We start from the raw sequence: 14,043 nt of genomic DNA, 5'->3' as shown, positions 1-14,043 counted from the left end.
GCGGGCGCCTATAACCTCGTAGGCGTGTCGTCTCTCGCGCTGTACCGCCGCTATCGCCCGGAGTCGTTCGCCGAGGTCATCGGGCAGGAGCATGTCACCGACCCGTTGCAGCAGGCGCTGCGGAACAACCGGGTCAATCACGCGTACCTGTTCAGCGGTCCGCGAGGCTGTGGCAAGACGACCAGCGCGCGCATCCTCGCCCGGTGCCTGAACTGCGAGCAGGGTCCTACGCCGACGCCGTGCGGGGAGTGCCAGTCCTGTCAGGACCTCGCGCGCAACGGGCCCGGTTCGATCGACGTCATCGAGATCGACGCCGCTTCCCACGGTGGTGTGGACGATGCCCGTGACCTGCGCGAGAAGGCATTCTTCGGGCCCGCCCACAGCCGGTACAAGATCTACATCATCGACGAGGCCCACATGGTCTCCCCGCAGGGCTTCAACGCGCTGCTCAAGGTCGTCGAGGAGCCCCCGGAGCACCTGAAGTTCATCTTCGCGACCACCGAGCCCGAGAAGGTCATCGGGACGATCCGGTCGCGTACGCACCACTACCCGTTCCGGCTGGTGCCGCCCGGGGTCCTGCGGGAATACCTCGGCGAGGTGTGCGGACGGGAGAACAGTCCCGTCGAGGAGGGGGTGCTGCCGCTCGTCGTGCGGGCCGGTGCGGGCTCCGTGCGTGACTCCATGTCCGTCATGGACCAGCTGCTCGCGAGCGCCGGCCCCGACGGTGTGACGTACGCCATGGCCACCTCCCTGCTCGGATACACGGACGGCTCGCTGCTCGACTCCGTGGTCGAGGCCTTCGCCACGGGTGACGGCGCCGCGGCCTTCGAGGTCGTCGACCACGTGATCGAGGGGGGCAACGACCCCCGGCGGTTCGTCACCGACCTGCTCGAGCGGCTCCGGGACCTGGTGATCCTCGCCGCGGTTCCGGACGCCGCGGAGAAGGGGCTCATCGACGTTCCCGCCGATGTCATCGAGCGGATGCAGGCCCAGGCCGGGGTCTTCGGCGCCGCCGAACTCAGCCGTGCCGCCGACCTCGTCAACGAGGGGCTCAGCGAGATGCGGGGCGCCACCTCGCCCCGGCTCCAGCTCGAGCTGATCTGCGCGCGCGTGCTGCTGCCCGCCGCGTACGGCGACGAGCGGTCGGTCATGGCCCGCCTGGACCGGATCGAGCGCGGTGTGAACTTCTCGGCGGGCGGTTCCGCAGCCGGCGTGCCCGCCATGGGGTACGTGCCCGGTGCCGAGGGGCACGGCGGTGGTGGGGGAGCGCCGGTTCCCCCTGGGGGCGGTCCGGCCGCGGCTCGGGCGGCGGTACGGGGGCAGGGCGCGCCCGCGCCCGAGCAGCCTCAGCAGCCCGTGCAGGCACCGGGGGCGGCGGCTGCCGCGGCTCAGCAACCTCCGGCTGCGGCACCTGCGCCTGCACCTGCACCTGCGTTTGCACCTCCTGTACCTCCTGCACCTGCTGTACCGGCTCCGGCGGCTTCGGTTCAGGCTCCGGCCGCGGTGCCGAGTGAGCCCGCGCCGCCCGGCGCGCCGGCTCCCGGCGCCTGGCCCACCGCCGCCTCCGCCGGGGGCGGGCGGCGGCCCGGCGGCTGGCCCACCGCCGCCGCGGCGGGAGGAGGACACGCTCCGAGCGCCCCCGCCCCCACCCCGGCACCCGTCTCCGCGTCCGCGCCTCCGTCGGCCCCCGCGCCCTCCGGAGGAGGCGGCAGCGGGCTCGACCCCCGGATGCTCTGGCCGAACATCCTGGAAGTGGTCAAGAACCGTCGTCGCTTCACCTGGATCCTGCTCAGCCAGAACGCCCAGGTGACCGGGTTCGACGGGACGACCCTCCAGATCGGCTTCGTGAGCTCCGGCGCGCGGGACAACTTCCTGAGCAGCGGCAGCGAGGACGTGCTGCGGCAGGCCCTGGTCGAGCAGTTCAACGTGCGGTGGAAGATCGAGGCCGTGATCGACTCCTCCGGGGGCGGCGCGGCGGCTCCGGCCCTGGGTGGCGGACCCGTCGGCGGCCGCGGCGGCGGTGCGGGGTACGGCTCCGGGGGCACGGGTGGTGGGTACGGGGGCGCGGGCGCCGGTGCCGGTCAGCGCCCCGGCGCCTCCCAGCCGTCGGGCCCTTCGGGGACCTCGGGCCCGGCTGCCCCGGCCGGTCCTTCCGCCTCCGCGCCATCGGGCGGCGCCCCGGCGGCCGCCCCCGCACCGGCTCCCGACCCGGCGCCCCGGCCCTACGCCCCGGAGCCGCCGCCTCCCGTCTCCCCCGAGGACGACATCCCGGAGGACGACGACCCCGACCTGGACGAATCCGCCCTCTCCGGGAAGGAACTGATCGTCCGGGAACTCGGCGCGACGGTGGTCGAGGAGATCACGAACGAGTAGGACGCCCCGGCGAGGGCGCCCCGGCGGCAGAAGCCCGGTGTCACCGGCCCGGTGTCACCGGCCCGGCGACCCGGGTGGGCCCGACCGTCCGGCGTCCGGGTTGGAGGAAGCCACGAACAGGTTCGGCCCGGTCCTTCGGAAGCCCGTACAAAGCGAACCCCCGGCTCCCGTTAGGCTGACCCCGTGAAGGTCCTCGTCATCGGCAGCGGTGCCCGCGAACACGCCCTGTGCCGTTCTCTGTCCCTCGATCCCGACGTCACCGCGCTGCACTGCGCCCCCGGCAACGCCGGTATCGCCGAGGTCGCCGAGCTGCACCGGGTCGACGCCCTGGACGGTGCGGCCGTGTCCGCGCTGGCCGCACGGCTCGGCGCGGACCTCGTGGTGGTCGGCCCGGAGGCCCCCCTCGTCGCCGGTGTCGCCGACGCCGTGCGCGACGCGGGCATTCCCGTCTTCGGCCCCTCGAAGGAGGCCGCGCAGCTCGAGGGCTCCAAGGCCTTCGCGAAGGACGTCATGGCGGGAGCCGGCGTCCCCACGGCACGGTCGTACGTCTGCACGACTCCCGACGAGGCCGCCGACGCCCTCGACGCCTTCGGCGCGCCGTACGTCGTCAAGGACGACGGGCTCGCCGCCGGCAAGGGCGTGGTCGTCACCGACGACATCGAGGCGGCCAAGGCGCACGCCGGCGCCTGCAAGCAGGTCGTCATCGAGGAGTACCTGGACGGTCCCGAGGTCTCCCTCTTCGCCGTGACCGACGGCGTCACCGTGCTGCCCCTCCAGCCCGCCCAGGACTTCAAGCGCGCGCTGGACGGCGACGCGGGCCCCAACACCGGCGGCATGGGTGCGTACTCCCCGCTGCCGTGGGCCGATCCGAAGCTGGTCGACGAGGTCACGCAGTCGGTGCTCCAGCCGACCGTCGACGAGCTGCGGCGGCGCGGAACCCCGTTCTCCGGTCTGCTCTACGCAGGTCTCGCGATCACCTCGCGCGGCGTCCGCGTGATCGAGTTCAACGCCCGTTTCGGCGACCCCGAGACGCAGGTCGTGCTGGCCCGTCTGAAGACCCCGCTGGCCGGGGTGCTGATGGCCGCCGCCACCGGCGATCTCGCCGATCTGGAGCCGCTGCGCTGGAGTGACGACGCCGCCGTCACGGTCGTCGTCGCCTCGCACAACTACCCCGGCACCCCGCGCACCGGCGACCCCATCACCGGCCTGGACGAGATCGCCGCGCAGGACGCCCCGCACGCGTACGTGCTGCACGCGGGGACGAAGCGCGAGGGCGACGCGACCGTCAGCGCGGGAGGCCGGGTGCTGTCCGTCACGGCGACCGGCGAGGACCTCACCGAGGCCCGCGACCGCGCCTACCGCGCGGTGGCCCGCATCCGCCTCGACGGTTTCCAGCACCGTACGGACATCGCCGCGGAAGCGGCCGAGGCGGCGAGGACCGCGTAGGCGCTCCCGCGCGCCCCGGCGCGGGCAGGCGTGGGCCGGCCCGGCCGTGCGGGCGCCGTCGGGCCGCACCGCGAACGGCACTGAACCCCAGGGGCCCCGGATCCGTCTCAGGATCCGGGGCCCGATCCTTGCCGTCCGTCATCCACCTTTCCCCTGAGCCATTCCATCGAGTGACCGATGCGCTATCCGGCTGACGGGGGCCGGACCCCCAACTAGGGTGCCGCGCAAGCGTTCCGGCACTTGGCCCACCGGCATTGCGATGTCAGTGACGGGTGCCACAGTGGGGGGAGTGGACAACGCCGGGACAGCGTCAGAACCGTCGGGAGGGGGGTGAGGACGGGGTCATGAGCGGAGGCGGCATGAGCAGTGAGGCGGGCGTGCAGACCGCGCGTTCACGGGCGCTCGCGGTGCTGCGCCTGCGCGGCAGAGCACTGGCCGTCGCCCTGCTGCCCGCGGCCGTCGCCGTGATCCTGCTCGTCGGCGTTCCCACCGGCCATTTCACCGGCACCGGCTGGGACATCGCCCGCTGGACGCTCACGCCGCTCGCGGCGCTGGTCCTGCTCACCGCCGCCGGAGTCGCCCTGGTCGTGGCCCGTGCGCGACCCGCCATGAGTCCGACGGTCGCGATCGCCGAGGAGGCCGCCCCGGACCTGTACCGGATGGTCCGCGACCTCGCCGACCGGCTCGCCGTCCCCGTTCCGTCCGCGATAGCGCTCACCCCCGACTGCGACAGCTGGCTGGAGGACCGCACCCATCCGGCGCACGGCCGCCCCCCGCCCGCCGAGGAGCACGGCGACATAGCGGACGCGGGCCGGCATCCGCACCGCCGGGCCGTCGCCGCACCCGTGCTGGTGATCGGCTCCCCGTTCCTGTGGTGGATGCGCGTCGGCGAGCTGCGCGCGGTCCTCGCGCCGGTCGTCGCCGGTACGGGGCCTTCGGCGCACCCGGACATAGCCGCCGCCCGGCGCTTCGTCCGCGGCCTCGACGCGGCGGTGGCCGTGACCTCGGAGCACCGCCGCGGGCCGGTGTTCCGCACGGTGTTCACGGGCTTCGGCTGGATCGCGCGGGTGCTGCTGCGCAGCTGCCGGGTCCATGCCGCGGAGATGGAGCGCGGAGTCGCCGCGGCGGCGGCCGAGCGCGCTCAGGCGGTGGACTACGGACTGCGCATCGTCGCCCAGGAACAGGTGGGACTGGCGTACGCGGGCTGGGACCGGCTGCTCACCCGGGTCGCGCTGCCCGCCTGGCGGATGGGCCGCTGGCCCTCGCGGCTCAACGCCGGGGTGGGGGCCGCGCTCACCGAGCTCTCCCGCCGGGACCGGCTGGCCGAGGGATTCGCCTCCCGCCTCGGCGAGCGCCCCGCCTGCGACCTGCTCGAGGAGCCCGGCACGGTGGACGAGGCCACCTCCCTCCTCGCCGCCCGCCTCTTCCACGGCGGCCCCGCCGGGAGCGGACCGGACTGGTCGCCGGTCCACTGGGGCGACTACCCGGAGGAGGTCGTCGACCGTAAGTGGCGTACGGACGCGGCCCGCCTCCACCGCGTCCTGGACACCCTCGGCGTACGCCCCGGAGCCGGCGCGGAGAGCCCGGGTCCCGACGGCCCGACGCTCTCCCGCGTGCTCGACCATCTGACGCATCCCGGCCCGGACCCGCACCCACACCCGGACCCGCACCCACACCCGGACCCGCACTCGGATCCGGACTCCCGCGCGGAACGGCCTCCGCCCGTGTCCCCGCCCGCCGACGGAGGACGCGGGGCGGGCGGGGAACGAGAAGCCGCACCCGCACCCGCCCCTGCCCCTGCCCCCGCCCCCGTCGCCGGAGCCGACCCGGACGACGACGAGGACCTCGTCGGTACCACTCCGCGCAGCGCGGCCCTGGCCGCGCGTATCAGCGCCGAAGTGGCCCGCGAGGGAGCGGCGGCCACCGCGCGAGCCGCCTCGACCGCGAGTGCTCCGACGGCCGCGTCGGCCGGTCCCGCTTCTCCCTGGGACGACCGGGCGCTGCCCCTGCTCCCTCTCCAGCCCCCGCGCACCGGGCGTGAACTGCTCGCCGACCACATCACGGCGATGGTCTGCTGCGCGGCCATGGACACCCTGGGCGCGACCCCCGGGCTCGACTGGCTCGACGGACCGACTCTCCTCGTGGGCGGCGTACGCGTCACGGACCTGCCCGCCCAGGTCATGATGCTGATCGAGGACGGCGATCCCACGGCCCTCCGCCTGTGGCTGGCCCGGCAGGGCATACGCCCGGAGAAGCCGGTCCGGCTCGTCTGAGCCGGACGACCGGGAAAGCCGGAAGCCGGAGTCTGCCCTTCCGCTTATGGTCGATTCACGACGAAGGGTGATGTGATGCATGCGTAATGTGATGTGCTTGGGCTGTTCGGGCTCCTTGACCAGGGCTTGCGACATACGACAAGCACACTGCTGACCGTCGGCGGCGGGGCCTGCGGGAGGGGAGCGACCATGGGTGCGCAGCAGGGGCACTGCCGGATCGAGGGGTTCAGCTCCACCGGCGGGGTGGCACCCGGAGAGACGATCGACTTCCACGTCACCGTCGACCCGCCCCAGGAGTTCCGCGTCGACGTCCACCGCGTCGGCCACTACGACGGGCGGGGCGCCGCCCGGATCATGTCCGGCCCCCGCCTCGCCGGCATCGCGCAGCCCCCGCCGCTCACCGCCGACCGTACGGTCTCCTGCCACCACTGGTGGCTGTCCTGGCGGCTGGCGGTCCCGTCGGACTGGAGCGTCGGCGCCTACGTGGCCGTTCTGACCACGGCCGACGGCCGCAACCGCGCCCGGATTCCCTTCACGGTCCGCGACCACCGCCCGGCCGACCTGCTCCTCGTCCTGCCCGACATCACCTGGCAACTCCACAACCGCTACCCGGAGGACGACGGGACGGGCGGAGCCCACACGGCCGACGGGATCCTCCACCAGCGCAGGGACGGCGACGGGGACGAGGGCGAGAGCGGGGACGGCCGGCTGCCCGGCGAGGCCGGCACCGACCCCCTCTTCGACCTCGCTTCCCCCTCCCACTCCGCGGCCACCGTCTCCTTCGACCGCCCGTACGCGGGCGCCGGTCTGCCTCCGTCCGCCGGGCACGCCTACGACGTCATCCGCTGGGCCGAGCGCTACGGCTACGACCTCGCCTACGCCGACGCCCGCGACCTGCACGCCGGCCGGGTCGACCCCACCCGGTACAGGGGCCTCCTCTTCCCCGGCCCCGACGCGTACTGGTCCCGGGCCATGCGCGGTACCGCGGAACACGCCCGTGAGTACGGCACCTCCCTGGTCTTCCTCTCCGCCCGGACGATGTACGGGCAGGTGGAACTCGCCCCTTCCCCGTCCGGAGTCCCCGACCGTCTGCTGACCTGCCGCAGCGGCAGACGCCGGGGCCCGGAGCGCAGGGCTCAGGACCGCGGGGCTCAGGACCGCGGGGCGCCGGGCAGGGCGGCGCTGTGGCGGGAGGCGGACCGCGCGGAGCAGCAGCTGATCGGCGTCCAGTACGCAGGCCAGGTGCCCGAGCCGCATCCGCTGATCGTGCGCAACGCCGGCCACTGGCTGTGGGAGGCGACCGGGGTCTTCGAGGGTGACGCGATCGAGGGGCTGGTCGCGGTCGGGGCCGACCGTTACTTCCCGCGCACCCCGCTGCCCGAGCACGAGGAGCGGGTGCTGCTCGCCCACTCCCCGTACACCGACGGGGCGGGCGCCGGACGGCACCAGGAGACCTCGCTCTACCGGGCGCCCTCCGGCGCCTGGGTCTTCGCGTCGGGCACGCTCGCCTGGCCCCCGGCCCTGGGCCGCCCCGGCCGGACCGACCCGCGCGTCCAGCGCGCCACCGCCAACCTCCTCGACCGCGTCTGCAAGAACGACTGACCAGGCCCGCCGCCATCCTGCCTGCTCGGCACACGCCACCGCGCCCGACCGGCCTCTGCCACCGGCCCCGGCCCGGCGCCGCCGTCGTCCCGACCCGCGGCGGCCGCCCCGACCAGCGGAGTCGGCCGCCCGTACGGGACAATCGGAGGCACTTGTCCCGCCGTCTCCCACCCCACCCTGTGCGAGCCCCGCGGGCGCCCTGTTGTTCCGAACCACGCGGAGGAACCGTGTCCGGATTCGTCGAGAAGCCCGAGCCGATCCAGGTTCCGGGTCTGGTGCATCTGCACACCGGGAAGGTGCGCGAGCTGTACCGGAACGAGGCGGGCGACCTCGTGATGGTCGCCAGTGACCGCATCTCCGCCTACGACTGGGTGCTGCCGACCGAGATCCCGGACAAGGGCAGGGTCCTCACCCAGCTCTCCCTCTGGTGGTTCGACCAACTCGCCGACCTGGTCCCGCACCACGTCCTGAGCACCGAACTTCCCGCGGGCGCCCCCGCCGACTGGGAGGGCCGCACCCTCGTCTGCAAGTCGCTGCGGATGGCCCCCGTGGAGTGCGTGGCCCGCGGCTACCTCACCGGCTCGGGTCTCGCCGAGTACCAGGAGTCCCGTACGGTCTGCGGCCTGGCCCTCCCCGAGGGACTGGTGGACGGATCGGAACTGCCCGGCCCGATCTTCACCCCGGCCACCAAGGCCGCCGTCGGTGAGCACGACGAGAACGTCTCCTACGAGGAGGTCGCCCGCCAGGTCGGCGCCGACACCGCGGCGCAGCTGCGGCAGGCCACCCTCGCCGCGTACACCCGGGCCCGCGACATCGCCCGGGAACGGGGCATCATCCTCGCGGACACCAAGTTCGAGTTCGGCTTCGACGGCGACACGCTGGTGGTGGCGGACGAGGTGCTCACCCCGGACTCCTCCCGCTTCTGGCCGGCCGAGCAGTGGGAGCCGGGCCGCGCGCAGCCGTCGTACGACAAGCAGTACGTGCGGGACTGGCTGACCTCCGCAGAGTCGGGCTGGGGCCGGGCGGGCGAGCAGCCCCCGCCGGCACTGCCGCAGTACGTCGTGGACGCGACCCGGGCGAAGTACGTGGAGGCGTACGAGCGTCTGACGGGCCTCGGCTGGAGCTGAGGCCCGAGCCCGGGGCTGAGGGCCCGGCGCGCGCCGGGCCCTCAGCCCCCGGCCCCTCACCGGGCGCGCACGAAGAAGACCCCGGTCCGATGGACCGGGGTCTTCTTCGTTGCCGAGCGGACGACGAGGTTCGAACTCGCGACCTCAACCTTGGCAAGGTTGCGCTCTACCAGCTGAGCTACGTCCGCATGCGCCGGGGCGCGAAAGCAACTATACCCAACCGCGCTCGCGGGCGAGTCGCACCGCGGCGTGCCGGTTCTCCGCACCGAGTTTCGTGGCGGCCGACGACAGATAGTTCCGCACGGTCCCCTGGGACAGCGCGGCCCGCTCCGCGATCTCCGTCACCGGCGCTCCGTCGGCCGCGAGTTCCAGCACCTCGGCCTCACGCGCGGTCAGCGGCGAGTCACCGGCGGCGATCGCGTCGGCCGCCAACTCGGGATCCACGTAACGGTTTCCCGCGTGCACGGTACGGATGATCTCCGCGAGGTGCTGGGCGCTGACGGTCTTGGGGACGAAGCCGCGCACTCCCGCCGCGAGGGCCCGCTTCAGATGCCCGGGACGCCCGTGACTGGTCACGATCAGCACGCGGCAGCCGGGGAGTTCCGCCCGCAGCGATGTGGCGACCTTCACACCGTCGGCGCCGGGCATCTGCAGATCCAGTACGGCGACGTCGGGAGCGTGCGCCCGCGCCATCGCCAGCGCCTCTGGACCGGAGGCCGCCTCGGCGACGACCAGGAGGTCGTCCTCCAGCGACAGCAGGGCGGCGAGCGCCCCCCGGATCAGATGCTCGTCGTCGGCGAGCAGCAGCCGGAGCGGGCGCACGGGCCGAGGTGTCGTCATGGCATGACCTCACTCACGTTCGTTCGGGGTGCGGGCGACGCGGTGGACTCCCCCGACGGGGACGGTCCGGAAGGCGACGGCAACGGGACCTCGGCCGTGAGCAGGAACCGCCCGTCCCCGGCCGGGCCCGCCCGCAGGGACCCCCCGATCTCCGCCAGCCGCTCACGCAGTCCGACGAGCCCGGATCCCTGGCCCGAGCCGCCGTTCTCCGGCATCCCGTCGTTCTCCACCGTCAGCACCGTCCGCCCCTTCAGCACCCGTACCCCCACCGCGCACCACCGCGCGTCCCCGTGCCGCAGCACGTTGGTCGCCGCCTCCCGTACGACCCAGCCCAGCGCGGACTGCACCTGCGCCGGGAGCCCGGTCGTCGGGCCGGTGACCGTGCAGTCGATACCGGCCGCGTCCAGGACGCCCTTCGCGCCCGCGAGCTCGCTGCTCAGGTCGGCCTCGCGGTAGCCGCGGACGACCTCGCGCACCTCCCGCTGGGCCTCGTGCGCCAGCCGCTGGACCTCGACCATCTGCGCCACCGCCTCCGGCCGCTCCCGCTGCGCCAGTTGGACGGCCAGCTCGCTCTTCAGCGCGATCACGGCGAGGTTGCGGCCCATCACGTCGTGCAGATCCCGGCCGAACCGCAGCCGCTCCTCCGCGACGGCGAGCCGGGTGCGGGTCTCGCGGGCCTCGTCGAGTTCGTACACGGCGTTGAGCAGCCGGACCGAGAACACCGAGGTGAAGGCCACGAACCCGCCGCCGAACAGCACCACCGCGGCGACGGTCAGCGTGGCCGGAGCCGGCGTGCCGAAGGGCAGGGACCCGAGAGTCGCGCCCGCCGCGAAGGCGAGCACCCGCAGCCGGTGCCGCACCCCCAGGGCGACGATTCCGGCGCCGAAGGCCGGGACGACCAGCAGCATCCCGGCGACCGCCTCATCGACGTCCCGGCCCGCCGGCCCGTGCTCGGCGATCGCCACGGCCGACCCCGCGACGACCGCGGTGAGGCCCCCGAGCGCCCACACCAGCCGACGCGGCTGCTCCCGCTGCCCGCGCAGCCAGTCCAGCGCGTGCGAGGCGGACACGGCGCAGAGCGCGCAGTGCAGGGCGACCAGGAACACCAGCAGAGCCGTCAGCCCCGGCCCGATCTTTCCCGCCCGCCCGAGTACCGGCCCGCCGACCGTCACGAACTCGATCAACGGGAAGGAGTGGAACGACCACCGTGTGTACGTCTCGAACTTCGCCGGAGTGCTCTTGCGCCCCCACCAGCTGCCCGGCCTGCTCATGCGCCCGGCTCCCGCAGCCGGCACGTCAGCGCCTCGGTTCCCAGCGGAACCACCGGCGGACGGCGAACACCGCCAGCAGGACCCAGGCCACCCCGGTCGCCACGGCGAACAGTGTCTCGGAGACCGACAGGTTGCCCGTGAAGCCGCCGCGCAGCAGGGTCACGGCGGGGGTGAGGGGCAGCAGTTCGCAGAAGGAGGCCAGCCGGTCGGGCAGCACCTCCAGCGGGACCGCCATCCCGGAGCCCAGCATCGAGACCATGACCACCGGCATCGCGGTGACCTGCGCGCTCTCGGTGGTCCGGGTGAAGCCCGAGGTGACGGCGGCGAGCGCCGCGCACAGCACCAGGCCCAGCAGCAGCCCCAGCACGGACAGGTGGACGGCCTGCGGCGCGGCCACGTCCAGCAGCAGCGCGCAGCCCACCGCCAGCACCAACGACTGCACCAGCCCGGTCGCGACGGACGGCAGTGAGGCCCCGCACAGGATCTCGGCGTCCCGCAGCTCGCCGGTGCGCAGCCGCTTCAGCACCAGTTCCTCGCGCCGGGTGACGAAGACGCCGACGAGTGCCGAGTAGACGGCGAACAGCAGGGAGAAGCCGATCGCGCCGGGCAGGATCATGGCGCCGATGCTGAGCCCCACCTCGTCGAGGTTCATCTCCCCGGCCGCCGAGTAGAGGCTGAGCGGCAGCACCAGCGGCACGAACAGCGCGGCGAAGAGCATGCCCCTGCTGCGCCCCAGCAGCGTCAACTCGGCGCGGGCGAGGGACCGCATGCGCCCTATCGGGGTGCTGGCCGCAGTATTCCGCCCGCTCCCCGCCTCGGCCGTTCCTCCGGCCGGACCCTCGGTCGTGCTGACCGTCCCGCTCATGCCGCGTACTCCTGTCCGGTGGTGGTGCTCTCGCCCTGCTCGAGAGTCTCGTGCGCGGAGGCCTCGCGGGCTATGCCGAGGAACGCCTCCTCCAGCGAGGCCGAGCGCACGTCCAGCCCCTTCAGCTCCATGCCGGCCTGCTCGGCCCACACCAGCAGGCGGGTGGCCGCCCGCTGCAGCTCGCGGGTGTGCAGCTTGACGGTCCGTCCGTCCAGCTCGTGCCCGCTCACGCCCAGTTCGTCGAGCGGCGGCAGGTCGCCGGGGAAGTAGCCCTCGGGCAGTTCGAAGGTGATCCGGGAGGGTTGCGCGGCGGTCACCTCGGCGGGCGTGCCGGTGGTGGCGATGCGCCCCTTGTGCATGATCGCGAGGCGGTCGGCCAGCGCCTCGGCCTCTTCCAGGTAGTGGGTGGTCAGCAGCACGGTCGTACCGTTGTCGCGCAGGGCCCGCACCAACCGCCAGGTGTCGCGCCGCCCTTCGGCGTCCAGGCCGGTCGTCGGCTCGTCGAGGAACAGCACCTCGGGGTCGCCGAGCAGCGCGAGGGCCAGGTCGAGGCGGCGCCGCTCGCCCCCGGACAGCTGCTTGACCCGTACGTCGCCCTTGTCGGCCAGGCCGACCAGCGGCAGCACCTCCTGCGGCGGACGGGCGCCGCTGACGGAGCCGGCCCACATCCGGGTGGTCTCCATGACGGTCAGGTCGGAGGGGAAGCCGCCCTCCTGCAGCATCACGCCGGTGCGGGGCCGTACCGCGGCGCGGTCGGTGTACGGGTCGTGCCCGAAGATCCTGATCTGCCCGCCGGTCGGGGCGGCGAGGCCCTCCAGCAGTTCGACGGTGGAGGTCTTGCCCGCGCCGTTGGTGCCCAGCAGTGCGAAGACCTCCCCGCGCCGTGCGGAGAAGCTGACCCCGCGTACGGCCTCGAACCCGCCTGTGTACACACGGCGCAGGTCGGTGACCTCGATCACCTGCTCGTGTTCGTTCGTTCGCATGCTTCGATCATCCCGGTCGTACCGGCCGGGCAGCAGTGCGCCCTGTCATCAGCGCCCATGACAAATGTCAGAAGCCCGGGAGCATCCGGTGCGCGGAGCACAGGGGACCGGAGCGGCGCGTGAGGCCGGAGTGCACGGGAGAGGTGCGAGCACACGAAAAGACCCCGGTCCGATGGACCGGGGTCTGATTCCCGAGCGGACGACGAGGTTCGAACTCGCGACCTCAACCTTGGCAAGGTTGCGCTCTACCAACTGAGCTACGTCCGCATTGCTCCCGACCGGCTTTCACCGATCGGTGCGAGCACCAGCCTACCTGATCGACTCGGTCGATCGGTACGGCTACGCAGAGCGGGTGACAGGAATTGCACACTGCGCCTTCCCCCTGGAAGGGGGATGTTCTACTACTGAACTACACCCGCATGTACTCCGTGAGCCGGGCCTTTCGGCCTTGCCCCTCGGCGTGCTCCAGACTCTAGCTGATCAATGGGGGTGCTGCGCAAGTCGGCTGTTCCGAGGGGCCGGTGGCCGGGGAGCCGGGCCGCGGACGCGGCCGTCGACGTCTCCGGCCCGCCGCGCGGGCCGCGCCACGACCGCCCGGCCGGTCCCGCGCCCGGCCGGTCCCACGACGCCCGGCCCGCGGGTCCCTTCAGCGCGCCGCGGCGAACGCCTCGTAGACCCGCTTGGGAATCCGTCCCCGCGCGGGGACGTCCATCTGGTTCGACTGGGCCCAGGCGCGCACGGCCGCCGGGTCGGGGGCGACCTCCGTCTGCTTGTACGTCCGTCCCGAGCGGGAACGCTTGCGGCCGGCCTCCATGTAGGGCGCGAGCGCCTTCCGCAGCCCGTCGGCGTTGATCTCGTTCAGGTCGATCTCGTACGACTTGCCGTCGAGTCCGAAGGCGATCGTCTCCGCCGCTTCCGAGCCGTCGATGTCGTCGAAGAGAGTGACCACGACCTTCTGCGCCACGAATATCGGTCCCTTCGTGCGACACCTCTGTGTTGACGTCCGTGATGACGTGCCGGAGCGTCTCCGAGATGTCGGCTGTCTGCCTGTAATCGGGCAAAGTATCTGCTAATGACAATTCATTTGTACAGTGCCCGGCATTGCATTGTGAAGCTCGACTAAATCTGTCCGCGCGTCCTGTGCGCAATAGCGATACGTGACAGAACGTGGATCTTTCCCGGATCTTTTCCCGGAGGCCTCCCCGGGATGCCGAATCGTGATCGCGGTCACGTAGATTCCTCCAACTCTACTCGCGTAGAAAT

The 14,043-nt window shown here is 73.2% G+C and carries 9 protein-coding genes, 3 tRNA genes and 1 pseudogene; 5 read left to right on the top strand and 8 right to left on the bottom strand.

What is annotated here, in order from left to right; translation table 11 throughout:
- Positions 1 to 24: 24 nt before the first annotated feature.
- From OHB56_RS20585 to OHB56_RS20565, 5 genes and pseudogenes are all read left to right on the top strand, one after another.
- Positions 25 to 2,373, top strand: coding sequence for a DNA polymerase III subunit gamma and tau (locus tag OHB56_RS20585; RefSeq protein WP_406354902.1), 2,349 nt, complete (start codon positions 25 to 27; stop codon positions 2,371 to 2,373).
- A gap of 183 nt (positions 2,374 to 2,556) precedes the next feature.
- Positions 2,557 to 3,819: a phosphoribosylamine--glycine ligase gene (purD, locus tag OHB56_RS20580; protein ID WP_381028724.1), complete on the top strand. Its 1,263-nt coding sequence runs from the start codon at positions 2,557 to 2,559 to the stop codon at positions 3,817 to 3,819.
- Positions 3,820 to 4,178: 359 nt separating this feature from the next.
- Positions 4,179 to 6,092 (top strand): hypothetical protein, encoded by a 1,914-nt coding sequence (locus OHB56_RS20575; RefSeq protein ID WP_406354900.1) that lies wholly within the window; start codon positions 4,179 to 4,181, stop codon positions 6,090 to 6,092.
- 216 nt (positions 6,093 to 6,308) lie between these two features.
- Positions 6,309 to 7,694, top strand: a pseudogene (locus OHB56_RS20570) (N,N-dimethylformamidase beta subunit family domain-containing protein); the annotation flags it as partial.
- 227 nt (positions 7,695 to 7,921) lie between these two features.
- Positions 7,922 to 8,821 carry a phosphoribosylaminoimidazolesuccinocarboxamide synthase gene (locus OHB56_RS20565; protein ID WP_406354898.1) on the top strand — a complete coding sequence of 300 codons (900 nt, stop codon included), beginning with the start codon at positions 7,922 to 7,924 and terminating at the stop codon, positions 8,819 to 8,821.
- 115 nt (positions 8,822 to 8,936) lie between these two features.
- Here the strand turns inward: OHB56_RS20565 and OHB56_RS20560 are convergent.
- From OHB56_RS20560 to OHB56_RS20525, 8 genes are all read right to left on the bottom strand, one after another.
- Positions 8,937 to 9,009, bottom strand: a tRNA-Gly gene (locus OHB56_RS20560).
- Positions 9,010 to 9,031: 22 nt separating this feature from the next.
- Positions 9,032 to 9,661, bottom strand: a complete 630-nt coding sequence (locus OHB56_RS20555) for a response regulator transcription factor (protein ID WP_326753591.1) — start codon at positions 9,659 to 9,661, stop codon at positions 9,032 to 9,034.
- Positions 9,658 to 10,932: a sensor histidine kinase gene (locus OHB56_RS20550; RefSeq protein WP_406354896.1), complete on the bottom strand. Its 1,275-nt coding sequence runs from the start codon at positions 10,930 to 10,932 to the stop codon at positions 9,658 to 9,660. The genes OHB56_RS20555 and OHB56_RS20550 overlap by 4 nt, the downstream gene beginning before the upstream one ends.
- 25 nt (positions 10,933 to 10,957) lie before the next feature.
- A complete protein-coding gene (locus OHB56_RS20545; protein WP_326757072.1) occupies positions 10,958 to 11,701 on the bottom strand; it encodes an ABC transporter permease in 744 nt (247 codons plus the stop codon).
- A 92-nt stretch (positions 11,702 to 11,793) separates the two neighbouring features.
- Positions 11,794 to 12,780, bottom strand: coding sequence for an ABC transporter ATP-binding protein (locus OHB56_RS20540; protein ID WP_326753589.1), 987 nt, complete (start codon positions 12,778 to 12,780; stop codon positions 11,794 to 11,796).
- A gap of 194 nt (positions 12,781 to 12,974) precedes the next feature.
- A tRNA-Gly gene (locus OHB56_RS20535) sits at positions 12,975 to 13,047 on the bottom strand.
- Between the two features lie 80 nt (positions 13,048 to 13,127).
- Positions 13,128 to 13,199, bottom strand: a tRNA-Gly gene (locus OHB56_RS20530).
- A gap of 227 nt (positions 13,200 to 13,426) precedes the next feature.
- Positions 13,427 to 13,744: an Lsr2 family protein gene (locus OHB56_RS20525; protein WP_326753588.1), complete on the bottom strand. Its 318-nt coding sequence runs from the start codon at positions 13,742 to 13,744 to the stop codon at positions 13,427 to 13,429.
- Positions 13,745 to 14,043 lie beyond the last annotated feature (299 nt).

The sequence above is a fragment of the Streptomyces sp. NBC_01635 genome, assembly GCF_045209715.1.
Taxonomy (GTDB): Bacteria; Actinomycetota; Actinomycetes; order Streptomycetales; family Streptomycetaceae; genus Streptomyces; species Streptomyces hirsutus.
This window is presented reverse-complemented; position numbering and strand designations above follow the sequence as displayed.

Coding starts and splice junctions, on each gene's coding strand:
- OHB56_RS20545 (WP_326757072.1), bottom strand. CDS start 11,701: ATGCGGTCCCTCGCCCGCGCCGAGTTGACGCTGCTGGGGCGCAGCAGG.
- OHB56_RS20540 (WP_326753589.1), bottom strand. CDS start 12,780: ATGCGAACGAACGAACACGAGCAGGTGATCGAGGTCACCGACCTGCGC.
- OHB56_RS20555 (WP_326753591.1), bottom strand. CDS start 9,661: ATGACGACACCTCGGCCCGTGCGCCCGCTCCGGCTGCTGCTCGCCGAC.
- OHB56_RS20550 (WP_406354896.1), bottom strand. CDS start 10,932: ATGAGCAGGCCGGGCAGCTGGTGGGGGCGCAAGAGCACTCCGGCGAAG.
- OHB56_RS20575 (WP_406354900.1), top strand. CDS start 4,179: ATGAGCAGTGAGGCGGGCGTGCAGACCGCGCGTTCACGGGCGCTCGCG.